Below are 23,110 nucleotides of genomic sequence, written 5' to 3'. Positions count from 1 at the left end.
CACGAAGAAGTATTTTAATAAGGAGAAACCCCTGATTTATCTCGTTTCAGCATTTGACTGTAGCCTAGGTAAACAAGTAAAGGTAAAATATGGAGTGTAATACCGCCAAAATTTGATGGACTCGGAAAGCAAAAAAACGTAAAAGTAAGCGCAATTGCAATACCTGTCGTACTGGTAGTTGTTTTGAGCGTGTAGCGGAATAATTGACTATTCCTTTTAAGCAAGTCTTAAAGAATCTGTGTGTCTTTAGACCAGAGAGTGTCAATATATGAGATTATTGTTACCCGGATATTAACATCAAACTTTTAAATCTTTTTTATCTCATGCTGATGATTTTATCAATCCAAATCTTTATCCTTTCTGACTGTAGTTGTGATCACCCCATGAAGATATTAGATTTTGGTAATATCTAAGCAATCATCCAGGTCAAAGCAGTTACAAAAGTCATAATTCTAACCTTCTCAAATCCAAAATCTACAACTCTCAATCTCCACCTCCGGGTCGCTTAATGTCAATCACAATATATTGATCATTTTTGACCTCATACCTAATTAGATTCAGATAAAAATGGCAAATAACGAAGAATCACGCGGTTTAAAATCTCTATTGGATTGGTTCGCAAATCGCCGTAAATCGGGAAGTAGCAACTTAGAACGTCAAGAACGGGAAATTGCTGATGGTTTATGGCATAAATGCCCTAAGTGTGGTGTTTTAACATATACAAAAGATTTGAAAGCCAATCAAATGGTTTGCAGTGAATGTGGTTATCATCATCGGGTTGATAGTGATGAGCGTATTCGTCAATTAATTGATGTTAATACATGGAAACCATTAGATGAAGATTTATGCCCAACCGATCCCTTACAATTCCGCGATCGCAAACCCTATATTGATCGTTTAAAAGAAACCCAAGAAAAACTAGGACTGATAGATGCAGTTAAAACTGGGTTAGGGCAAATTAATACCCTTCCAATAGCATTAGGGGTCATGGACTTCCGATTTATGGGTGGAAGTATGGGTTCTGTCGTCGGGGAAAAACTCACCCGCATGATTGAACAAGCTACCCAAAGGCGTTATCCTGTAGTCATTATTTGCACATCTGGTGGTGCGAGAATGCAGGAAGGAATGCTGTCTTTAATGCAAATGGCAAAAATATCCGCCGCCCTACAACGTCACCGAGATTCTAAACTATTATATATTCCCGTTTTAACCAACCCTACCACGGGAGGTGTTACCGCCAGTTTTGCCATGTTAGGTGATATTATCATCGCTGAACCGAAAGCAACAATTGGTTTTGCTGGAAGACGGGTAATTGAACAAACTTTGCGGGAAAAACTCCCTGAAGATTTTCAGACTGCGGAGGACTTACTTAAACATGGGTTTGTTGATGATATCGTCCCCCGTACACAGTTAAAGGCTACTTTAACACAACTGATTGCTCTCCATCAACCTCTCCCCACCACCTCACCAAACATGGTTTTATGGGAAGCAGTGAAATTGAGTTCCACCGCTGTTGATTAGGAGTCTGGTCATTTAATCTCAAAATAACGTAGTATACTGGGGTTAATCGGATTTAACCGCAAGATGAAATACCTAACCCCAGAACAAGTTTATAAACAATCGGGGGCTAGTAACTGAATCAAAATGTATATCTAAATCTACTCATATCTCATCAATGAGTATGCTATACTTGTATACTTGAGATATGACTAAATTAACTATATCAGAGGCAGCAAAATTAAAAGGTGTGAGTATTTCCACTCTCAGAAGATGGGAACTAGATGGTAAAATAATACCAGAAAGAACCCCAAATGGACATAACAGTATTTTCTGCTAGACTTTATGGGTCGAGAAGTCATAAAAACCAGAAAATTATAGAGGAGTTAAAAGATATTGCTACTAGGCTTTAAAACTGAGTTAAAGTTCAACCAAAATCAACGGGTAAACATAGTAAAACACTGTGGAGTAGCCCGTCATGCTTGGAATTGGGGATTATCATTAACTAAACAAATATTACACCATAACCAAAATAATCCTCAAGAAAAAATCAAATTTCCTACAGCAATAGATTTACATAAATGGTTAGTAGCTTTAGTTAAACCTGAAAATCAATGGTATTATGAATGTTCTAAATCAGCCCCACAGGAAGCATTAAGGAATTTAAGAAAATCTTGGGATAGATGTTTTCAAAAAATCTCAGGAGTCCCCAGATTTAAAAAGAAAGGAAAACATGACAGTTTTACCTTAGAAGGAACAGTAAAAATCTTGGGTAATAATAAAATTCAAGTTCCCAAACTAGGAATATTAAAGACTTATGAAAGATTACCACAAGTTATACCTAAGTCTGTCACCATCAGTCGTCAAGCTGATAGATGGTTTATTAGTTTCAAAATAGAAGTAAAACCACAAGCATCTAATTTAACCAATATTGTCGGTGTAGATTTGGGAGTAAAAAACCTAGCGACATTATCTACAGGTGAAGTAATTACAGGTGCTAAATCTTATAAAAAGTATGAAGATAAATTCAGGAGATTACAATGGTTAAACAGACATAAAGTCATTGGTTCAAACAATTGGAAAAAAGCCCAACTGAAAATAGCTAAGTTACATGGAAAGATAGCGAATATCAGAAAAGATACATTACATAAGTTAACTACGCTAGTAGCCAAAAACCACGGTGTGATAGTGATAGAGGATTTAAATGTGTCAGGAATGTTAGCTAACCATAAACTAGCCAAGGCAATTTCTGATATGGGGTTTTATGAATTTAGGAGACAATTAGAGTACAAATGTCAACTGTACGGCTCAAAATTAGTCATAGTTGATAGATGGTTTCCTAGTTCTAAAACCTGTGCTGATTGTGGAGTCAAAAAAGAAACTCTGTCATTGAGTGAAAGAGTGTTTGAGTGTCATAGCTGTGGATGGAAATGCGACAGGGATTTAAACGCAGCTATTAATCTCTCAAAAGCTGTCAGCTAGACAGTCTTAGCCTGTGAACTGAGTAGTGCCGACACTTTTAGAGTGAAGCAGGAAGTAAACGACACTCAAGGATCAGCCTATCAGTAGATAGGTAGATTTGAGTAGGTTTTATATAGCGGTGTACGCAAAACGTTCCCAAAGGGTAAATCGTGGGGAATCTCAAATCTAAAATTGCGTGACTATGGTGAAAATAATTGTTTATACTTATACTGATCCACTATTAGATGTTCTTCCCACTCACAGTGACTGGGGTTGGGAGGTAGATAGAATTTATCAGGATTTGGGAAAGCGTACCCAACTACAACAATTATTAACTGACTTATTAACTGACTGTCAAACTCAAACAGAAACCGTCCATTATCTACTAGTTCGGCACTTAGAAGAATTAGGTGATACTTTAACAGAAGTAAGCGATCGCCTCAAGCAAGTGGAAACAATGGGAGTCGTAGTAATTGCGACACAACAACCATACACATCCAATTCTAGTCAAATCCGGTCTGAACTACTAGAATTATTACAAGAAATTCAAAATCAACACCGTAGTCGCCGCATTCGTCAAGGACACGCTCGTAATCGTCTTGAAGCTTCACCACCACCCGGAAAATCACCCTATGGCTACCGCAGAGGACAGGGTAAATATGGTAAATATATTATTGATCGAACTACTTCACCTGTGGTCAAAGATTTTTTTGAACACTTTTTACTCTATGGTTCTTTACGCGATTCTGTTCGGTTTTTAAGTAAAAAATACGGCAAAAATATATCCGTAACTACGGGGAGACGGTGGTTAACTAATCCAGTTTATCGAGGTGATACCGCCTATCAAAATAGTGAAATTATCTCTAATACCCACGCAGCTATCATTTCCAGAGCCGAAGCCGCGCAAGTTGATAGACTATTGCGACGCAACAGCCTTTTACCACCACGCACTGCTAGTGCGCCCCGTTCTTTAGCTGGTTTAGTTATTTGTGATCAATGTCAGTCACAGATGATTGTGACTCGTGTTACCCAAAATCATCAGGATAAAGAGTATTTATATTTACGCGCAATCAACTGTCCTCAACAACCAAAATGTCGTGCTATTCCTTACCAAGTAGTTTTAGAAAAAACCATTGATAGTGTTTGTCGAGATTTACCTTTAGCTGTAGCAGGAATGAATTTTCCCCAATTAGATGCTATTAAAAATAGTTTAGGGGATAGTATATCTCATCAACAAGAAATTCTTGAGAAATTACCCACTTTTATAGAAACTGGAATTTTAGATCCAGAAACCGCAAAATTAAGAGCTTACAAACTCCGCACAGAAATTTCTCAACTTCAAGCTCAGTTAGCCATTCTTCCTCCTGTTAATTTGCGTTCTGTGGCTCAAGCTGTTTCCATTCCCCAATTTTGGTTGGATTTATCAGAAGTAGAACGACGATTTTACTTCCGCGAATTTATCCAACAAATTCAAATTATTCGCCAAAATCAAGAATGGAATTTACAGATAATTTTTATTTTCTAAATTACTAAATACCCGACTTATTTAAGAAGTCAGGTATCTACGTTATTCAGATTATTCATCTTGATTTTTAGATGATTGTTTGCCTTTTTTACCCGCGTTGCGCACATTCATAACTTTACTCAATAAATCAAACCAAAAGGGCGCACCCATAGCAATAGCAATACCGCTAATAAACCAACCACCAATCATAATCAAAACTCTGAAAATAGGTGAATTACTAACTTGGAACTTTTTCCAGTCAATTTCCGTTACAGAAACATTTGATTGACCATTTTTTACTCTTACACAAAAAATTGCATTTTCCGCAGAAACATCATCTCCACAAATTTGCTGTGTTAAGTTAGGGATTGTCCAGCCAATTGGTAACTCAACATCCTTTAAAAGCTCATTAGGATCTGGTTGATTCATACCTAAATCATTAGATGATTTTACTTCTACAGCCTTTTTAATAATTATTTCCCGCAATAAGGAATCCTTAGATAGACGGTTAATAACATGAAAAGTATCTGTATTAGTAGCAATAGCTAAAGTTATACCAATTAAAATGGCAACTCCTTTTGCATTTCGTTTATAAACACCACCGGCTCTTTCCATAGAACTATCAAAACTATTTTCAATTTCTTTCCGCAAGAGAGTAATTCCTTCTTCCGTGCTTTTAGCTCTCATTTGCACCCGTTTGGCCATAGTTTCAATACCATTGACTACAGAATCTGGTAAAATATCAATTAGTTCTTTAACTTTTTTATAAGTTTCACTATCTTTGTCTTGGAGGTTGGCTATAACTTCATCATGAATATCACTACCTTTTTTAATAGATTTGACAATTTCATTGATATTAGGTTTTAGCCCTCCCAGAACTATGGCTTTTTCTGGATCTTCAAAAATATCTTTTCTCAGGAATTTTAGTTCCCGTAAAGGTTTATCGAGAATATCTTCATGATTTTCCATATTGGACTCGAAACAATATATATATTTGTCCAGGCTATCTCTCATCAGATTTATACTCATGTATATATCATATTTTTCGTTTTGAAATTCATTAACAATGCGATTATACTCAAATTCCAACTGCTTATAATCTTTAGCAATACTTTTAGCAAAATCACTCGATAATTCTTGATTATTAATGCTACTTTCCAAGGTAATTAAAACTTGTATAATCTCATCTAAATTTTCTTTCTTGAATTTCTCTAGCCTGATTTGGGTTATCTTTTTTACCAGAGTTGGCAATTGTAGGGTATCCATAAAAGTATTGGCAAAATTGTCTCCACCAATATAGGAAGGCGCACTACGTTTTTGATCACCAAAAACAGTTTCTTTCTTAAATCTAGAGTTAGACTTTCTCAAGAGACTAAAGAATGAAGCAAATACCCAAGTCGCCCGGCGCGGTAAAGTTGCTAATAAACCTTTGGCTTCTTGATTAATGCTTTGAATTAAAGGATTGCCATAAATTCTATTAACTAGTTGAATTACTTCCGGCTTTTCTGAATTTTGAGCATCACCAGCTAAGAAAATTTCCACGGATCTTCTCAAGTGTTCAGCACGCCATTGCAGCAATGTTGTTATTAGTTCTTGAATTTCTGAAGCCAGTAGACTTAAAATTAAGTAAATAAAAATTAGGCCTAGTGCCACATCTAAAATGAAAGGTAGGTTCATTGACATTCTCCTTAGGGATAATTGACTAACTTCTGATAGTAGTATTTATATCATTTAATAGGGAAAATGCTTGTAAACTTTTTTAAAAAATTAATAAGAAAATCTTCGCCAAAAAATTATCTCTGTTCCTGAGAAACTGAGTTAATTTGGGATATAGCCATTGTTTAAAATATAGGTTCTGGATGGTAAAACTGGAGATTGCCTCTGATCTCTATGTAATGAACCCCAGCAGTCATAATATTACCAATAAAATATGCAAGAAGGAAGTTTTGTTTGGACTCATCTGGAAAAACAACACCGTGTGGTTGAAAAGAAGATTGATTGGCTCTGGTTGCTAGTATTGCTATTGGCAGCAGTAATATTGTTTACCATTAATCTGGGGGGGTTGCCTTTACAAAATGGCGATGAGACAATTGTGGCACAGGTAGCACGGGAAATTTGGCAAGCCCCAGCAGATTCAATGCGCTGGCTTTACCCCACTTTAGATGGTGAACCCTATCATCATACATCGCCCCTTATACACTGGCTAATTGCCGGAGCTTATTCCCTGGGTGGTGTTAACCATTGGACAACCAGGCTACCCGGTGCGATTTTGACGGCAATTTCTGTACCTTTGTTATATTGTATTGGTAGAGAAATATTTCGCCAACGTTGGGTAGCTATTTATAGTTCTTTAATTTATCTGACAATGCTGCCTGTTGTCTGTTATGGCAGGTTGGCCATATTAAATGGCCCAGTTGTCAGTTTTTTGATATTGATGATGTGGTTTGTCTTGCGATCGCGTCGAGATTTACGCTACTGTTTAGGTATAGGCATTAGTTTTGGCTTAATTTGTCTAATTCAAGGCATAACGGGCATTTATTTGGGTGCAATTGTCTTAGTATTTCTCTATTGGGATACACCCAGACTGCTAACTTGTTATTATTTCTGGATGGGTATTTTTATTGGTTGTCTACCCGTACTTTGTTGGTATGGGTTTGAGCTATTCCACTATGGTTATCCGTTGAGACTTGATATCAATATGTTTTCGTCCGATATCAAAACTATTACTAATGGTACTAATGGTACTAATGGTACTAATGGTACTAATGGCAATTCAGAACCACCTTGGTATTATCTCCTCGAAATCTGTAAGTGGACATGGCCTTGGTTGATATTTCTACCCCAAATTATCCGTATCACCTGGGAGAATAATAACTTAAGTTGGGCAAAACTGATTATTGTCTGGTTTGGCGTTTATTTATTCATTATTTCCCTCATTAGCGTCAAACTTCCCTGGTACATACTCCCCATTTATCCTAGTTTGGCTTTAGCCCTAGGGTTTGGGTTAACAGAAATGTCTAATGTACCTTTATTCTCAAGCTATCCCCGTGCTTGGGTAACGAGTTTAGCAATATTGGCGGTGGTTGCTTCTGCCGGTAGTATTTATTTTAGCTGGAGAACTGTAGACAAAGTTGAGTTGCAGATCATTTTTGCGGCTGTAGCTTTAACTATGACTTTAGCTGCAATTTTGCTAGAACGAGGCGATAAGCAATTTCTAAAAATTCTCATTTGGGGAACTTATATATCTCTATTTCTATTCATGAGATCTAATTATTGGATGTGGTAATTACACAATATTGCAAGTAAATGAGGCATAATGAGGTGAGTATCCTACTGATATATCTGTACATTCAGATGGCCAGGCCAGGCTGGCTATCATATGAATCTAGCAGTTAAACAATTTTAGATTTTAGATTTTGGATTTTAGATTTATTCTTGTGTTTACATTTGAAGGCTTAAAAGCTTTGCAAATCTTGAGTTTTCAATCCAAAATTTAAAATCCAAAATTCAGTTCATGCTTCTACAAAAATCTATTTTTCAACCTTGTTGATGCTTTCGATTCGGGTAATTTCTTGGCTATCTTGACTCGTATTGTTTTGGGTTATAGTCATAATAGCCAAAAAAACCACACTTCCCAGCACCAAAGACAAAAGAGGACGTTTAATAGAGATAAAATCTCTGATCATCCTGGCTAAAGGTCGGCTTTGACGACGGAGATCCGAAGAGATCATCATCTGTCTCCAAATAAACGGATCACGTACATAATGTCCACTTTGGCAAACAACTAACTTTTCTTGACAATAAGGACAGGTAAACAAACCAATGTAAGACCTAATTGGCGTTGTTCTGTTATTTCTTTGACAAATTGGGCAAGTAACATAATGATTATCAAAAGTATTTGTACTCATCTACCTCGTCCGCCTAATCCCTTGATTTTCTATATAACAATAGCAGTATTGAATTTTACTTAAAATTTACTACCTCTACCATAATTACTTGTAATTATTTGAAGAATAGCATCAGATTGAGAATGGAAGTCCAGGTGACATACTCCTTTCAATCTTAACTCAAGTTGTCAGCACCGCCAGGCGTAATTCTTTTTTCCCACAGATTTTGTAATTTTAGTTAATCAATTATTGATCGGCTAGTTGCCCCCATAATGAACCACAATAAGAGATAACAAATAAAAAATAGATTTATTTTTTCTTAAGTTTACCCCCGTTGTTAATGACTATGACTCTCTTGCCTCCTGCTTCCCAGAGGAAGGTCAGGGAATCCCCTGCTTTTCCCACACCTTCCATTCAGTTTACCCAGTTAATTAATCGTTTTCAACCCTCCCAAGAAACAGTAGTGCTGTTTTTAGCCGTATTAATTGGCGGTGGTACGGGTATGGGTATAGTCACCTTTCACTATTTAATCCAGCTAATTAACTACTTGATGCTGGAAAATTTTCTGGGACAGATTGGGGGCTGGGGTGCTTGGACTTTAGCCGCTGTCCCTACTCTAGGTGGGATCATTGTTGGTTTGATGCGTTGGCGCACTCAGGATTTTGGACCGGGACTCTCATCTCTGATCGCTGTTTCTCAAGGCAAGGAAGCCAAGAAACCACTACGACCAGTGACAAAAATGATCGCTGCGGCTGTTTCTCTCGGTAGTGGTGCGTCCTTAGGTCCCGAAGGTCCAAGTGTAGAAATTGGTACGAATTTCGGGGTTTTATTGTCTGATATATTACAAGTCTCTCAGGAACGCCAGCGGTTACTTTTGGGCGCTGGGGCGGCGGCTGGTTTAGCCGCTGGTTTTAATGCCCCCATTGCAGGAGTATTTTTTGCCTTAGAAGTAGTCATGGGAACTACGTATTTTGCTACCTCGGCTGTAAGTGTGGTCTTACTTGCCGCCGTGGTGGCCGCTTTAATTGGTCAAATTGGCTTGGGTTCACAACCGGCTTTTGCTTTACCTGCTTATCAAGTTCGTAGTTACTTAGAATTACCTCTTTATCTTGGTTTGGGTTTGGGTGCGAGTTTAATTTCTCTGGCTTATACTGAATCAATTCGTTTAGCTAAAGCCGGCTTTGCTGGGAATTTACCAGGGTTAAAGCTATTAGGGAAAATTCCTCAGTCAATTCAGCCTATCATTGGTGGTGTAATTATTGGTGCAGTAGGTTGGCGCTACCCGCAAATTTTGGGTATTGGCTATGGAACTGTACAAGCAATGCTACAGGATGAGGATTTTTCCCTGAATCTATTACTAATATTACTAGGATTAAAACTCCTGATGACGGCAGTAAGTTCCGGTAGTGGTTTTGTCGGTGGACTATTTGCACCAGCTATGTTTTTAGGTGCGTCCTTTGGGTCTACTTATGCTAAATTTCTGGTTTTGATAGCACCAGAACTGGGGAAATATATGGCTGCTCCTCCAGCTTATGCCATGGTGGGTATGGCGGCGGTTTTAGCAGGTAGCGTCAGAGCGCCATTAACGGCAATTATCATGTTATTTGAATTAACCCGCGATTACCGCATTGTACTACCTTTGATGGCGGCTGTGGGTCTAAGTGTTTGGTTGGTAGAAGGAATTAAACCAACAATAGATGCCAATTCTAATCTGCAACAGATTGGTTTGCCAGAGTTGAAAGATGAAAAGGTGGAAATGTGGCAGCAAATGTTAGTCGCAGATGCCATGCACACTCGTCCCCAAAAATTATCAGCTACCCTGGGAGTGATAGAGGCAGCGGTGGCAATGACCCAAGAACGTACACGCAGCGCTTTAATAATTGATGATGGAGGAAGATTGGTGGGAATTCTTTCCCTGGAAGATATTAAGCGAACTCTTTCTCTATGGCAAAATATCGCCAATTTGCCTCCGGAAATTCACGGAACTTTATCTACCCAAAAACTGATAGATATTTGTACTACTGATATTCTTTATGCTTGGGTTGATGAACCTTTATCTGAAGCTTTAAACCGCATGGCATTACGTGGTTTACATCAGTTACCAGTGGTAGCTAGGGAAAATCCCGATTTTATCCTGGGTTTACTAGAATTTAGGGAACTGGAATTGACTTGTAATATAACAGCAATTACTAAAGCACTCAATAGCTATTTACCAGTTCTACCTGTTAGCGATATAGAGGTATAGAGGGACATTGAAGATCAGTGTGCAGCCGTCAGGGGTAAAACTTAACCACTGACAACTGACAACTCAGAACTAAACTAAACTGTAGCTTCTACTTCTGCATCTTCTAAAGATTCTGAATCTACTTGCCGGAGTCGAATATGTTTTTTGCCTAAGGTGATGATAAACTCATCTCCAGGTTTAAGATTCATCTGTTTTGTGTAGGCTGAACCGATGAGCAAGTTGCCATTTGATTGCACACTAATTCTATAGCTGGCACTGCGACCACCACGCCCATTAACACCAGGGGAACTATCTAATTGAATACCCTCTGCATCAATTAGGGCATTCAAGAATTTCATCATATTGACACGCTCTACACCATTTTTTGTAACAGTATAGTAGCCACACTCTTTAGCTTTCTCGTCTTTGCTGAGGGTTTCTAGCTCTCTGACTTTTGTGATCAGTTCTTCGCCAACTAGGGGTTCAATTTTTTTCTGTTTAGGCATTAACTTGGGTCGAAAACGAATTTTTGAAGTTGTTAAGTGAATTTTATTTTAGCTGACATTGAACTAATAGGAAAGGATTCCTTTAATTTTTCAATCACTCTAGCCAAGTATATTACACTCATGGACAAAATTGTTGTACTATCATCAATATTTTCCAGAAATTCTATAAGATCGGGACTTACACACAGGTCAATGAATAATGAACCACGAAGGAGCGAAGAACACGAATAAAAAAGGCTTTGAGGGATATTTTGCCTCAGTCCTAAAAATATATTGTTAACTGGATGGTTGTTTCCCGGGATTTTCCTTTCCCCTTTTCTGCTTTTTCATCAATCATTTTCAAAATTAAATAGGAATACTATAGATGAAACTAACGACTAGAGGACACTACAGTGTGAAGGCTCTGCTAGATTTGAGTTTACAGCCAAAATATGGTCCTGAATCAGTTAAAGCGATCGCTAAACGTCAAGATATTCCCGCTCCCTATCTGGAAAAGCTGCTCATAGAAATGCGTCGCGCTGGTTTAGTAACATCAATTCGTGGTAGCGTTGGTGGGTACAAGTTGGCCAGAAAACCTGCACAAATATCTATTGGACAAATCTTGGAGGCTGTTGGTGAAAATATCACTAATTTACCTCTCAATCATCCTATACCTTCTCAAACAGCCGATTGGGTAACATCCTCTCTCTGGAACAGGCTCAACCAAAAGCTCAAAGAAGCTTTGTACAATATTACCCTGGCTGATCTTTATTATGATGCTCGCAGTTGGCAAGCTTCTCTTGGTGAAGAGGCCAATTTTGTGGTTTAGTCGTTAGTTTTAACAGGGGTCGGGATCAGGAAACAAGGAATAATAAATGATATCTGCTTTCGTTTTGATTTTGGCTGCATTGTTAGATTACTTAATAGGTGATCCTTGGGGTTGGCCGCATCCAGTCCGGGTCATGGGCTGGGTAATTTACCGTTTGAGTAATTTCTCCCTCAAATATTGTCAAAATCCTTTTTCTCAGCGTCTCGCGGGCATTATATTGGGTATTACTGTCATTATTGCCAGTGGGTTGCTAGGGTGGATAATAGTTAAAATCGCCCAGGGGGTACATCCATTTTTAGGAATTACTGTGGAAAGCATTCTTCTAGCTAGTTGTTTCGCTCTCAAAAGTTTAGGAAATGCAGCTATGGAAGTTCTACAACCTTTAAGTAATGGAGAATTAGCTCAAGCACGACAAATTTTAAGCAATTATGTGGGGAGAGATACAGCTAATCTTTCCGCAGCGGAAATTCTCCGAGCAGTTTTGGAAACTGTTACAGAAAATGCTACGGATGGGGTAATGGCTCCTCTTTTTTATACTATTATTGGTACATTTATCCCTGTTATCGGTCCTGTTCCTTTGGCTTTAGCATATAAAGCTAGTAGCACTTTAGATTCAATGATCGGTTATAAGGAAGCACCTTATACTTACATTGGTTGGTTTAGTGCGCGGTGGGAAGACGGTTTTACTTGGTTGCCCTGTCGCCTAACAGTGATAACTTTATCATTATTATCCACCAAACCTGTAAATGTTTGGCGAATTTGCCGCCGCGACGCAATTAAAGACCCTAGTCCTAATTCTGGTTGGAGTGAATGCGCTTATGCTGCGGTTTTAGGTGTACAAATGGGAGGTGTAAATTGGTATGGTGGGGTGGCTAAACATAAACCACTTTTAGGAGATCCTATTTATCCCATTACACCAGATTCTATTGATAAAGCTTTAAAATTAACCCGATATGCGTTTTTATTGTGGTTAGGATTAGCAATATTAGCAATATTTTTAATACCTTAGTTATCTGCTTCCCAGTATCTCGTGCTTATGGAGAGTATGGAAACGAGATAATGAAAAATTACCAATTACCAATTACCAACCACCAATTACCAATCCTATGTCTACTAAAATAGTTGAAATCCTTTCATCAGAGGAACTGCGTCGGACATTAACTCGTATGGCTTCTCAGATTGTGGAAAGAACGCGAGATTTATCTCAGTTGTTACTTCTGGGTATTCACACTAGAGGAGTTCCTTTAGCTTATTCATTAGCACGACAAATAGAAATTCTGGAAAATATTAGTGTTGCTGTAGGTGCTTTAGATATTACATTTTATCGTGATGATCTTGATCAAATTGGCTTGAGAACTCCAGAAAAAACCGATATTCCTTTTGATTTGACTGCTAAAACCGTGGTACTTGTAGATGATGTCATTTTTAAAGGGAGAACTATTCGTGCTGCTTTAAATGCAGTCAATGAATATGGTAGACCAGAAGTGATTCGTTTAGCTGTATTAGTAGATAGAGGTCATCGAGAGTTACCAATTCATCCAGATTTCGTTGGTAAAAAATTACCGACAGCAAAAGAAGAAATTGTTAAAGTTTATTTACAAGATATTGATGGACGAGATGCTGTAGAGTTAATTAGTAATTGAAACTGTTATTAAGATGATTCGATCACCAAAATTTAAACAACTGGTTTGTTGGGCATTATTAGGTTTATTTACTAGTTTTATTGTTAGTTGCGGTTCTAGCAATTCCAATAATAACCCGAAACTTCCTGTTAAAGGAATTGCCACTATTGAGTTCTGGACAATGCAGCTTCAACCTCAATTTACCAACTATTTTCAGGGTCTAATTACGACATTTGAATCACAGAACCCAAGTATCAAAGTTAAATGGGTAGATGTACCTTGGTCCGCTATGGAGAACAAGGTTTTAACCGCAGTATCCGCAAAAACACCTCCAGATGTTGTTAACCTTAACCCAGACTTTGCTTCCCAATTAGCGGGAAAAAATGCTTGGTTAGATTTAGACAATAAAGTTTCTAATCAAGTTCGTTCCTCCTATTTACCAAATATTTGGCAAGCAAGTACCCTTAATGGCAAGAGTTTTGGCATTCCTTGGTATCTTACCACGCGACTAACTATTTATAACACCGATTTATTAAAACAGGCTGGTATCACTAAACCACCTGCCACTTATGCTGAGTTGGGACAAATGGCACAACAAATCAAAGACAAAACTGGTAAGTACGCTTTTTTTGCTACTTTTGTCCCTCAAGACTCCGGTGAGGTTCTGGAATCACTGGTACAAATGGGTGTCACTCTAGTTAATAATGACGGTAAAGCCGGTTTTAATACACCTCAAGGAAAAGCTGCTTTTCAATATTGGGTAGATTTGTATAAAAAAGGTTTGTTACCAAAGGAATCTTTAACCCAAGGGCATCGTCATGCTATAGATTTATACCAATCTGGAGAAACTGCTTTTTTAGCTTCCGGTCCTGAGTTTCTCAAAACCATTGCTAATAATGCCCCCAAGGTTGCCTTAGCCTCCGCTATTGCCCCGCAAATTACGGGTAATACAGGTAAGAAAAATGTTGCTGTGATGAATATTGTCATTCCTCGTGATAGTAAATACCCTGATGAGGCTGTTAAATTTGCCTTATTTGTGACTAATGACGAAAATCAATTAGCTTTTGCCAAAGCCGCTAATGTCCTACCTTCTACAATTAAGGCATTGTCTAATACTTACTTTAAGGAAGTTCCTGCTAATGCTACTACCGCAGAAAATGGACGGGTAATTAGTGCGTCACAGTTACAACAAGCTCAGGTATTAACCCCTAAACTCAAAGATTTTAAACTTTTGCAAAAATCAATTTACGAAAATTTACAAGCAGCAATGTTAGGACAAAAAACAGTTGATAAAGCTGTAGAAGATGCTGCTCAACTGTGGGATAATCGCTAATGGGTAATGGGTAATGGGTAATAAAAGTGTTTCCTGACACCTGACTAGTGACCCCTGACTACTGACAAAAAATAACCAATTAAATACAGAGAACCACATAATACAACTTGATTATCTGTAGAGGGATAGGCAGCGTCTAAGGCTGAAAATACATCTGTATAAGTGTTACAAAAATTCAAGTCTGGACAGATTGACGCTGCTAAATTAGCTAATTCTCCTAAATTCGCTGAATTGCTATCGGGTACTGGCACTAAATACAATTTATCTCCTGGTTTGAGAAGTTCCTGGAAAATCTCACCATGATCTTTAGTGGCCAGCATTCCCATTACCCAAGTGATGTTTTCGCTGTTGAGTGTATCTACATAATGACGTAAAACATTAGCTGAGGCTGGGTTGTGTGCGCCGTCAATGAGGATTTGTTGACTTCTCCAAGTAATCCATTGCATTCTTCCTGGCCACTTGGTTTTAGCCATTCCTTGAATAATAGCTTCCTCAGAAATTTGCCAATTCTGTTTTTGCAGGATTTCTAAAGCAGCTATTGCTAAGGCTGAATTATGTAATTGAATTTGTCCCTGTAATGCTAAGGGGTATTTTATTGTTTCTGGACTTGCTATTTTTTGATATTCTACCCAGTTTTGATTGATTTTCCGAGATGGTTTAGGGGTAAAAATCGGGCATTTTAGTTCTAATATACGCGATCGCACGACTTTTTGAGCATCTTCTGGCAATAAACCCACCACCACCGGACATCCGGGTTTGATAATTCCCGCTTTTTCTCTGGCAATATGGGTTATAGTCGGTCCTAGTTGTTGCCAATGTTCTCGACTTATGGAACTAATTATTGTCACTAAAGGATGATCACAGACATTAGTGGCATCTAAACGTCCTCCTAGTCCCACTTCAATTACCGCAATATCAACTTGTTGCTGGGCAAAATATAACCAAGCTGCTGCGGTAATTACTTCAAATTGGGTAGGAGATTCTTCATCTGGATTAATTGCTGCTTGAACTTGAAGTATTGATTCACACAATTCATTACTATTAATTGCTTGTTCATTAACACAGATACGTTCTGTCCAATCAACCAAATGGGGGGAGGTGTAGCGTCCGGTCTTATAACCAGCTTCAGTAAGTACCGCAGACAGATAAGCACAAACAGAACCTTTGCCATTAGTACCAGCGACATGAATAATTGGCACTCGGTGATGGGGATTTCCCAAAGTTGCCAATAAATTGACAATTCGAGATAATCCCAAATTGACACCAAAATGCTGAAAGGGTTGGAGTAGGGAATCTATGCTCATGGGAATTGTGTAATTGGTAATTTGGGTAATTTGGTAATTGGTGAAACTTTTGCCTGTTCCCTGTTAAGAGTTCCCAGTTAAGAGTTAAGAGTTCCCAGTTAAGAGTTAAGAGTTCCCTATTCCCTATTCCCCAAATTACGCTTCTTTGCTCAAAAAGTTTTGTATTTGTCTAATAGCAGCAGCGCCTATATTGAAAGCAGCCCAACTAGCAGCGATCGCTAAAGGTGCTAAAACAATTACTACACGAGTATCAATGTCCATATTTAGAAACCCTCTGTAAATTAAAAATTTTAAGTTTTTGACATACCCCCTCGTCCTTTCATGAGCGAGGATTCCTTGACACTTCACTGACTGGTGCTACCGAAAAGTAGTGTGATCCGGTCTTGAGTGTCCGTTTATAGTCTCCCAATGCCCTGTGGCGACTATACCTAGTTTACTATAAAGCCGTCCTAGAAAGATGGGGCTTGTATCCGATTTTTTTCGGTCAACAGTTCTCAGTTTTTATTGTGATCTCAAGTGGGGAATTTTTTCAATGTTCTATGTAAAGTTTCATTAAAAGTTAGTGGTCAGTTGTAAAACGTGAATCACCCATTACCCATTACCCATTACCAATTACCTATTCCCTAGTCAGTTGTCATTAGCAGCATGAAGGAGGGCTAATTGATAGTATTTTTCGGCGTGTGCAATGAGTTCGGTGATTTCGGTGTCTGTGAGTTGACGAACTACCTTACCGGGGAGGCCGAGGACTAGAGAACCGGGGGGGACATTTTTGGTAACTACTGCACCAGCGCCGATAATACTACCTGCACCGACTCTCACGCCGTTTAAGACGATAGCACCAATACCAATTAAACTACCACGTTCAATGTGAGCAGAATGGACCACAGCCCGATGGCCAACAGTGACATAATCTTCTAAAATTGTTGGTACACCTGGATCACCATGGAGAATTGCACCATCTTGAATATTTGTATATTTGCCAATTTCAATCCGTTCTACATCACCTCTAACCACAGATCCATACCAAACACTGGCTCTGGCTGCTATGCTTACAGAACCAATGATTATAGCGTTGGCTGCCACAAAGGCGGCTTGAGAAAATTCAGGAGATTTTGAGTCAGAAGAGATAGACACGATAGAATATGGATATTGTACCCAGGAACACTGGAGAAACTCCAACCTTTAGGGCTGGTTGTCAAACCAGAATATCACGGCTTTGGCCTTCTATGGTCAGACGGTTGTGAAACTTGTTCTCAGGCACTATCCTCACTTTTATGCAGGAGTAAGCAAGTTATCTAAAGTAGTGGAGCAGGAGTGTAAAGTTAAACCTACTGGTGCTGGCAGAAAAACAATACTATGTTTATACGCACTTCATGATAAATCCAGGCTTTCAGTACCCGATATTTGGCCCTGAAATACAGTGTCCCCACTGTCGCCAAAATATTTCAGCGTTGACATTGACGGATACTTATTTGTGTCCCCGTCATGGCGCATTTGAAGCTGAACCCAAAACTGGGGAATTGGTTCATTTACAGTCCGGTCGTCACTGGCGCAGATGGGATGGCGAATGGTATCGTCAACATACTCATCCTGATGGGATTCGTTTTGAAATTCACGAAGCTTTAGATAAGCTTTATACTCAAGGTTATCGGGCTACGAGAATAATTGTTGCTAACCGTTATCAGGAGTTAATGAGTGGCTATTTAGAACGTAGTACACCTTGGCGTTCTGGACAAGGGGAAACTACTACAGGAGCGCGGTTATATGGCTTACCTGTAGATTTTAGCCCTGATTCTGCCGCAGAACCTTGTTGGGAAGTGATTAATTTTGATTTGGATAAAGAACCTGGTGTACCAGTCCGTTACCCATATTTCCGCTTGTTTGAATAGGTAATGGGTAATGGGTAATAGGTAATGGGTAATGGGTAATAGGTAATGGGTAATGGGTGATTGTAAATATCTTCTTGTATTCCTACCTGTTCTCTTTTTTGGGTTTTAGGTTGTAGATTAATCCAAAATCTAAAATCCAAAATCTGAAATTCTATGCACCATACTTCGATTAGAACGGCAAATATCCATCTAGCGATCGCTTTTTATGAAACACTAGGGTTTACGGTGGGCGATCGCTTCACCACCGGTTATACTCTAGCTTGCTGGATGGAAGGTTTGGGAGGGAGAATTGAACTCATCCAAATTCCCCAACCCAAACCAGCCCCAGATGCTTTTGAGGATGAACATTATGTGGGTTACTATCATCTGGCTTTTGATTTAACACACATTACACCAGATTTACCCACTTGGTTAGAAAGTTTAAAAACACGGTTAGCTGCAATAGAAAGTTTACCACCTCTAAAGATTCTTTTGCAGCCTACACAGCAGCAAATTGGCGATAACATCCTAGAAGTCACGTTTATCGCTGATTTTGACGGCTTACCTCTGGAGTTTATACGGTTTCTCCATAAATCGCCCGAAAATTAGTATTCATGCCTTTTGGGTGATAAAATATTTTTCCCTTTCAGGTACATTTTTATTTTCCATGGGGTGCTAAGGAAACATTTGCTCAATTTTTCTAGTCCATCAATATATGTAATCTAAGTTACATATATCTATTCGCCAAAGATATGCCTTTTTTTTCTCTAGCACAACGACATCGCTTTTCTTTAGTTATTTTGAGTCTTTGGGTAATAGCCGCATTTTCATTAAATCATGATGCTGCTTTTAATCTCAAAGAAGGGGGTTTATCAACAACACTCTACAAGTCCAACCCGGAAAAATCCCATCAAACACTAGTTACTAAAGAAACAGCCAATTTCGCCATTACAGCAAACGTTCGCAAAACAGTCCTCGACAATGGCTTAACTGTTCTCACGAAGGAGGTTCATAATGCTCCGGTGGTGACAGTACAAGTATGGTATAAATTTGGTTCTGGTCAAGAAGCAATTGGGGTAAATGGCATTGCTCACCAATTAGAACATATCATGTTTAAAGGTACTAGCGATCGCCGGATTCAATTTGGCCAGTTATTTAGTGCTTTAGGTAGTGATTCTAATGCTTTTACCAGTTATGACCAAACTGCATATTACAACACTGCTCAAGGGCATAAACTCACCTCTCTGTTGACGTTAGAAGCAGATAGAATGAAAAACTCACTTATAGATCCTCAACAGTTAGCTAGTGAGAAACAAGTGGTGATTTCTGAATTACTTGGTTACGAAAATAGCCCGGAATACCGTCTAAAACGCGCTGTGATGAAGTCGGTTTTTCCCAATCATCCCTACGGTTTACCCATTGGTGGTACTAAGGCTGATGTAGAGAAATTAACGGTTGAACAAGTAAGAGAATATTACCAAAAATTCTACAGTCCTGACAATGCTGTTTTGGTAATTGTAGGAGATTTTGACACCGCACCAACGTTAAAAAATGTCCAAGCTATTTTTGGTAAAATCCCTAAAGGCCAATATTCACCCGATAATCTTATAACTCCATCCTATTCCCCATCACCAGCAATTCAACTACAAGAACCGGGAGGAAATCCATTACTACAGATAGTTTATCCGCTTCCTCAAATTAATCAACCAGATGTACCCGCTTTAGAAGTCATGGATTATATCTTAACTGCGGGTAAAAATTCTTACCTATATCAAGAGTTGGTAGAATCGGGTTTAGCTAGTGATTTGAAAGCAAATGTCGCTAGTTTACGGGCTGGTGGCTGGTATGAAATATTAGTAACTGCTGCGAGAAATCAGGATTTGCATAAAATTGATATAGCGGTAACAAAAGCGTTGGAAAACCTTGTTAACATAGGTATCACAACAGAACAAGTAGAACGAGCAAAAACCCAATTAACAGCTTCAGTTATTTTAAATAATCGTGATATAACCAGTCAAGCCATGCAATTGGGTAATGATCAAATCACAACAGATAATTACCAATATACAGAAAATCATTTAGTAGATATTCGGGAAGTTAAACCTAGGGATGTAATTAATGTCATCAATAAATATCTACAACCAGAAGCGCGGACAGTGGGATTTTTTGAACCTACTCAACAAACAGGTACAAATCAGATCAAATCTGATTCCGGGATAACAAAAGATAATTTTGCCGTTGATCTTACGGTAGTTCCAGCAGAAGTAAAGAAATATTTACCACCAGTAGATATCTTACCGAAAACAGGAACAAAAGAAATACCCCAGGAGTTAAAATTTGCTAATGGGTTACGCATACTACTATTACCAGATAAAACTACACCTACAGTCACTTTAAGCGGACATATTAAAGCAGGAACAGAATTTGATGGAAGTAATAAGGGAGGATTAGCCTCCTTAGTAGCAGCAAATCTGATGAATGGGACGAAAAATAAAGATATGCGGACTATTGCTCAAGAATTAGCAGCAAAAGGCGCAAATTTGGACTTTCAAGCCTATCGTGAAGGTGTGAGGATCAAAGGTAGCAGTTTAGCAGCAGATTTACCGATTTTACTCTTAACATTGACAGACGTAATTAAAAATAGCACATTTCCAGAAAAAGAGTTTAAACTCTCGCGTCAACAGGCTTTAACCTCCCTAGATTCAGATTTAGATGATCCTGAAAAGATTGCAACTCGTATCTTCCTTCAATCTATTTATCCAAAAAAACACCCATTACATAGCTTTCCGACAGCGGAGACTATTCAGAGCATTAAACGTCAAGACGCGATAGCTTTTAAAGCCCAACATTATCGTCCAGATACTACAGTGTTAGCAATTGTAGGCGATTTTGATATTAACAAAGTGCGATCGCTCATTCAAGCACAATTAGGAAATTGGCAAGTAAAAGGCCAACCACCAGTGGTAAAATACCCCAAGGTGGAGATGCCGAAAAATGTAATTAATGTTAATCCCGTTGTTCCTGGTAAACCCCAAGCGATTACTTATATGGGTTATACAGGGATTAATCGTCAAGATAAACGATTTTATGCGGCGATGGTCTTGAATCAAATTCTCGGAGGTGATACATTATCAAGTAGACTAGGGGCAGAAGTGCGCGATCGTCAAGGCTTAACCTACGGAATTTATAGTAATTTCATCACAGGTAAGAATGTCGGCACATTTTTAATTGAAATGCAAACCAGTCCAGAAGACGCACACAAAGCGATTTCCAGTACCCGTGACCTGCTCAAACAAGTTCACCAACAAGGTGTTACCCTAGAGGAAGTAGAAACAGCCAAAGCTAATTTAATCAGTAATTATAATATTTCCTTAGCCAGTCCAGAACAACTCAGTGAAAGAATGGTCATGAATCAGGTTTATGGCTTAAATCAGGTAGAATTGCGCTCATTTATTAGTAAAATAGAGCAGGTTAAATTGAGTCAAGTCAATCAAGCTGCTCGTGAGTTACTTCACTCTGATAAAATTGTTGTTGTGACAGCAGGTCCGCCAATTCTTGCCCATAAAAACATCAATTGAGTATAGTTATGAGTCATTGTCAAAGGTGTAATCTACAACTATCTATTTAGCTATGAGTAAATTTTTGACTGTTATTTTCTCCCTGCTCATGAGTATAGTAATCATGGGTACATCTCCAGCAACAGCAGAGAATCTATGGAATAATCTCTTAAAACAACCTCAGTTAGAAATTACGGTCAGCTTGGGTAATACTGCTAATGAATTAAAATTTGAACCAAATTACTTAGAATTTACCCCTGGTAAACGTTACAACCTGAAATTAAATAATCCTAGCTCCCAAAAACATTATTTTACTGCTAAAGACTTTGCTGATGGAATTTGGACACAAAAAGTCGAAGCGGGTAAGGTAGAAATTAAAGGTAATATTCACGAACTAGAACTTAAACCTGGTGCAGAAGCAGAATGGGTGTTTGTCCCCATAAAATCAGGAAAATATGCTTTACGATGTACTATAGCTGGACACACAGAAGCGGGAATGAAAGGAGAAATTGTGATTAAGTGATCATCTCTTTCTAGAGGCGCGAAAATAAGTTAACGTCAATATAGATATTTTTGGCAATAAATCTCAACAACTTCACACTCAATTAGTAAAGCACCAGTAATTTCTCAATTTAATGATGAACATTTTCACCAGCCTGCTTTCGCAACCAGTCGAGCCAAAACCCGAAAAACAACAACGTCGAGGGATTGAAATTAAATCACCCCGTGAAATCGAAATTATGCGGCAATCAGCTAAGATTGTAGCAACCGTCCTCAAAGAAATTTCTGAGCTAGTGCAGCCGGGAATGACAACTGCTGATTTAGATGCTTATGCTGAAAAACGTATCCGGGAAATGGATGCAACTCCTAGTTTTAAAGGATACCATGGCTTTCCTGCTTCCATCTGTTCCAGTATTAATAATGAGGTTGTCCATGGGATTCCTAGCCCTAAAAAGGTAATTCGGTCTGGAGATGTTTTAAAAGTTGATACAGGAGCTTATTATCAAGGTTTTCACGGTGATTCCTGTATTACTATCGCTGTCGGGAATGTCACAAATGAAGCTGCGAAACTGATTAAAATAGCTGAAGAATCCTTATACAAGGGAATTGAACAGGTAAAAGCTGGTGTACATCTCACGGAGATTGCGGGTGCGATTGAAGATCATGCGAAAGGTCATGGTTTTACAGTAGTAGAACAATTTACTGGTCATGGTGTAGGTAGAAATTTGCACGAAGAGCCAGCGGTTTTCAACTATCGGACTCATGAAATACCGAATGTGAAATTACGCTCAGGGATGACCTTAGCAATTGAACCAATTTTAAATGCTGGTTCTAAAAATACCAGAATTTTAGCTGATAGATGGACAGCGGTAACGGTTGATAATGCTTTATCGGCTCAGTTTGAGCATACGGTGTTAGTGACAGATACTGGTTATGAAATTCTCACTGATAGAGAACAACTTTAAAGGTGATTTTGGTGATTTTGGTGATTTTGGTGATGTAGATGATTAATGGACAACGGATAAAAGACAACCTACT

General features: G+C 38.5%; 20 protein-coding genes and 1 pseudogene. 15 read left to right on the top strand and 6 right to left on the bottom strand.

The features are described from left to right. Positions 1–567: 567 nt before the first annotated feature. The 4 genes from accD (at position 568) to H6F39_RS04855 (ending at position 4,483) form a co-directional block, all read left to right on the top strand. A complete protein-coding gene (gene accD, locus H6F39_RS04870; protein ID WP_137907318.1) occupies positions 568–1,521 on the top strand; it encodes an acetyl-CoA carboxylase, carboxyltransferase subunit beta in 954 nt (317 codons plus the stop codon). A 184-nt stretch (positions 1,522–1,705) separates the two neighbouring features. After that, a complete protein-coding gene (locus H6F39_RS04865; RefSeq protein ID WP_236097082.1) occupies positions 1,706–1,837 on the top strand; it encodes a MerR family DNA-binding transcriptional regulator in 132 nt (43 codons plus the stop codon). A 56-nt stretch (positions 1,838–1,893) separates the two neighbouring features. Then, positions 1,894–2,979 (top strand): RNA-guided endonuclease TnpB family protein, encoded by a 1,086-nt coding sequence (locus H6F39_RS04860; protein ID WP_137907317.1) that lies wholly within the window; start codon positions 1,894–1,896, stop codon positions 2,977–2,979. A gap of 184 nt (positions 2,980–3,163) precedes the next feature. After that, a complete protein-coding gene (locus tag H6F39_RS04855) occupies positions 3,164–4,483 on the top strand; it encodes a recombinase family protein (protein WP_190396331.1) in 1,320 nt (439 codons plus the stop codon). 51 nt (positions 4,484–4,534) lie between these two features. On the opposite strand, the gene H6F39_RS04850 is transcribed toward H6F39_RS04855, so the two are convergent. Further along, the gene (locus tag H6F39_RS04850; protein WP_137907316.1) at positions 4,535–6,139 is read right to left on the bottom strand and encodes a hypothetical protein; all 1,605 of its coding nucleotides are present in this window, start codon (positions 6,137–6,139) and stop codon (positions 4,535–4,537) included. A 253-nt stretch (positions 6,140–6,392) separates the two neighbouring features. On the opposite strand from H6F39_RS04850, the pseudogene H6F39_RS04845 reads away from it, so the two are divergent. Next, positions 6,393–7,745 (top strand): annotated as a pseudogene (locus tag H6F39_RS04845) (ArnT family glycosyltransferase); the annotation flags it as partial. A gap of 247 nt (positions 7,746–7,992) precedes the next feature. Here H6F39_RS04845 and H6F39_RS04840 read toward each other — a convergent pair. Further along, entirely contained in the window at positions 7,993–8,370 is a 378-nt protein-coding gene (locus H6F39_RS04840; RefSeq protein WP_137907315.1) for a hypothetical protein, read from the bottom strand. A 325-nt stretch (positions 8,371–8,695) separates the two neighbouring features. On the opposite strand from H6F39_RS04840, the gene H6F39_RS04835 reads away from it, so the two are divergent. Further along, positions 8,696–10,594 carry a chloride channel protein gene (locus tag H6F39_RS04835; protein ID WP_168359403.1) on the top strand — a complete coding sequence of 633 codons (1,899 nt, stop codon included), beginning with the start codon at positions 8,696–8,698 and terminating at the stop codon, positions 10,592–10,594. 74 nt (positions 10,595–10,668) lie between these two features. Here the strand turns inward: H6F39_RS04835 and H6F39_RS04830 are convergent, their stop codons facing one another. After that, positions 10,669–11,079 carry an AbrB family transcriptional regulator gene (locus H6F39_RS04830; protein WP_137907313.1) on the bottom strand — a complete coding sequence of 137 codons (411 nt, stop codon included), beginning with the start codon at positions 11,077–11,079 and terminating at the stop codon, positions 10,669–10,671. A gap of 364 nt (positions 11,080–11,443) precedes the next feature. Here H6F39_RS04830 and H6F39_RS04825 point away from each other — a divergent pair, with 364 nt between their 5' ends. The 4 genes from H6F39_RS04825 (at position 11,444) to H6F39_RS04810 (ending at position 14,842) form a co-directional block, all read left to right on the top strand. Further along, a complete protein-coding gene (locus tag H6F39_RS04825; protein WP_137907312.1) occupies positions 11,444–11,887 on the top strand; it encodes an RrF2 family transcriptional regulator in 444 nt (147 codons plus the stop codon). A 46-nt stretch (positions 11,888–11,933) separates the two neighbouring features. Next, positions 11,934–12,896 (top strand): adenosylcobinamide-phosphate synthase CbiB, encoded by a 963-nt coding sequence (gene cbiB / locus H6F39_RS04820; protein ID WP_190372487.1) that lies wholly within the window; start codon positions 11,934–11,936, stop codon positions 12,894–12,896. A gap of 97 nt (positions 12,897–12,993) precedes the next feature. Beyond that, positions 12,994–13,530 carry a bifunctional pyr operon transcriptional regulator/uracil phosphoribosyltransferase PyrR gene (pyrR, locus tag H6F39_RS04815; protein WP_137907310.1) on the top strand — a complete coding sequence of 179 codons (537 nt, stop codon included), beginning with the start codon at positions 12,994–12,996 and terminating at the stop codon, positions 13,528–13,530. Positions 13,531–13,543: 13 nt separating this feature from the next. After that, positions 13,544–14,842: a sugar ABC transporter substrate-binding protein gene (locus tag H6F39_RS04810; protein ID WP_137907309.1), complete on the top strand. Its 1,299-nt coding sequence runs from the start codon at positions 13,544–13,546 to the stop codon at positions 14,840–14,842. A gap of 44 nt (positions 14,843–14,886) precedes the next feature. On the opposite strand, the gene H6F39_RS04805 is transcribed toward H6F39_RS04810, so the two are convergent. From H6F39_RS04805 to H6F39_RS04795, 3 genes are all read right to left on the bottom strand, one after another. Next, positions 14,887–16,146, bottom strand: a complete 1,260-nt coding sequence (locus H6F39_RS04805; RefSeq protein WP_190372488.1) for a folylpolyglutamate synthase/dihydrofolate synthase family protein — start codon at positions 16,144–16,146, stop codon at positions 14,887–14,889. Positions 16,147–16,281: 135 nt separating this feature from the next. Then, positions 16,282–16,407 (bottom strand): photosystem II protein Y, encoded by a 126-nt coding sequence (locus H6F39_RS04800; protein ID WP_028082918.1) that lies wholly within the window; start codon positions 16,405–16,407, stop codon positions 16,282–16,284. Between the two features lie 366 nt (positions 16,408–16,773). Then, positions 16,774–17,280, bottom strand: a complete 507-nt coding sequence (locus H6F39_RS04795; protein WP_137907307.1) for a gamma carbonic anhydrase family protein — start codon at positions 17,278–17,280, stop codon at positions 16,774–16,776. A gap of 239 nt (positions 17,281–17,519) precedes the next feature. On the opposite strand from H6F39_RS04795, the gene H6F39_RS04790 reads away from it, so the two are divergent. From H6F39_RS04790 to map, 5 genes are all read left to right on the top strand, one after another. Next, positions 17,520–18,035: a TIGR02652 family protein gene (locus H6F39_RS04790; RefSeq protein WP_137907306.1), complete on the top strand. Its 516-nt coding sequence runs from the start codon at positions 17,520–17,522 to the stop codon at positions 18,033–18,035. 153 nt (positions 18,036–18,188) lie between these two features. Then, positions 18,189–18,623, top strand: a complete 435-nt coding sequence (locus tag H6F39_RS04785) for a VOC family protein (protein ID WP_137907305.1) — start codon at positions 18,189–18,191, stop codon at positions 18,621–18,623. 143 nt (positions 18,624–18,766) lie between these two features. Further along, positions 18,767–21,592, top strand: coding sequence for a pitrilysin family protein (locus H6F39_RS04780; protein WP_190396317.1), 2,826 nt, complete (start codon positions 18,767–18,769; stop codon positions 21,590–21,592). A gap of 103 nt (positions 21,593–21,695) precedes the next feature. Continuing rightward, positions 21,696–22,094 carry a plastocyanin/azurin family copper-binding protein gene (locus tag H6F39_RS04775; RefSeq protein WP_370539365.1) on the top strand — a complete coding sequence of 133 codons (399 nt, stop codon included), beginning with the start codon at positions 21,696–21,698 and terminating at the stop codon, positions 22,092–22,094. A gap of 115 nt (positions 22,095–22,209) precedes the next feature. Further along, positions 22,210–23,037 carry a type I methionyl aminopeptidase gene (gene map / locus H6F39_RS04770; protein WP_137907365.1) on the top strand — a complete coding sequence of 276 codons (828 nt, stop codon included), beginning with the start codon at positions 22,210–22,212 and terminating at the stop codon, positions 23,035–23,037. The last annotated feature ends 73 nt before the right edge of the window (positions 23,038–23,110 follow it).

It is taken from the genome of Dolichospermum sp. FACHB-1250, assembly GCF_014696335.1.
GTDB lineage: Bacteria > Cyanobacteriota > Cyanobacteriia > Cyanobacteriales > Nostocaceae > Dolichospermum > Dolichospermum planctonicum.
Note: the sequence above shows the minus strand (reverse complement) of the source record. Positions and strands in the feature narration are given on the sequence as shown.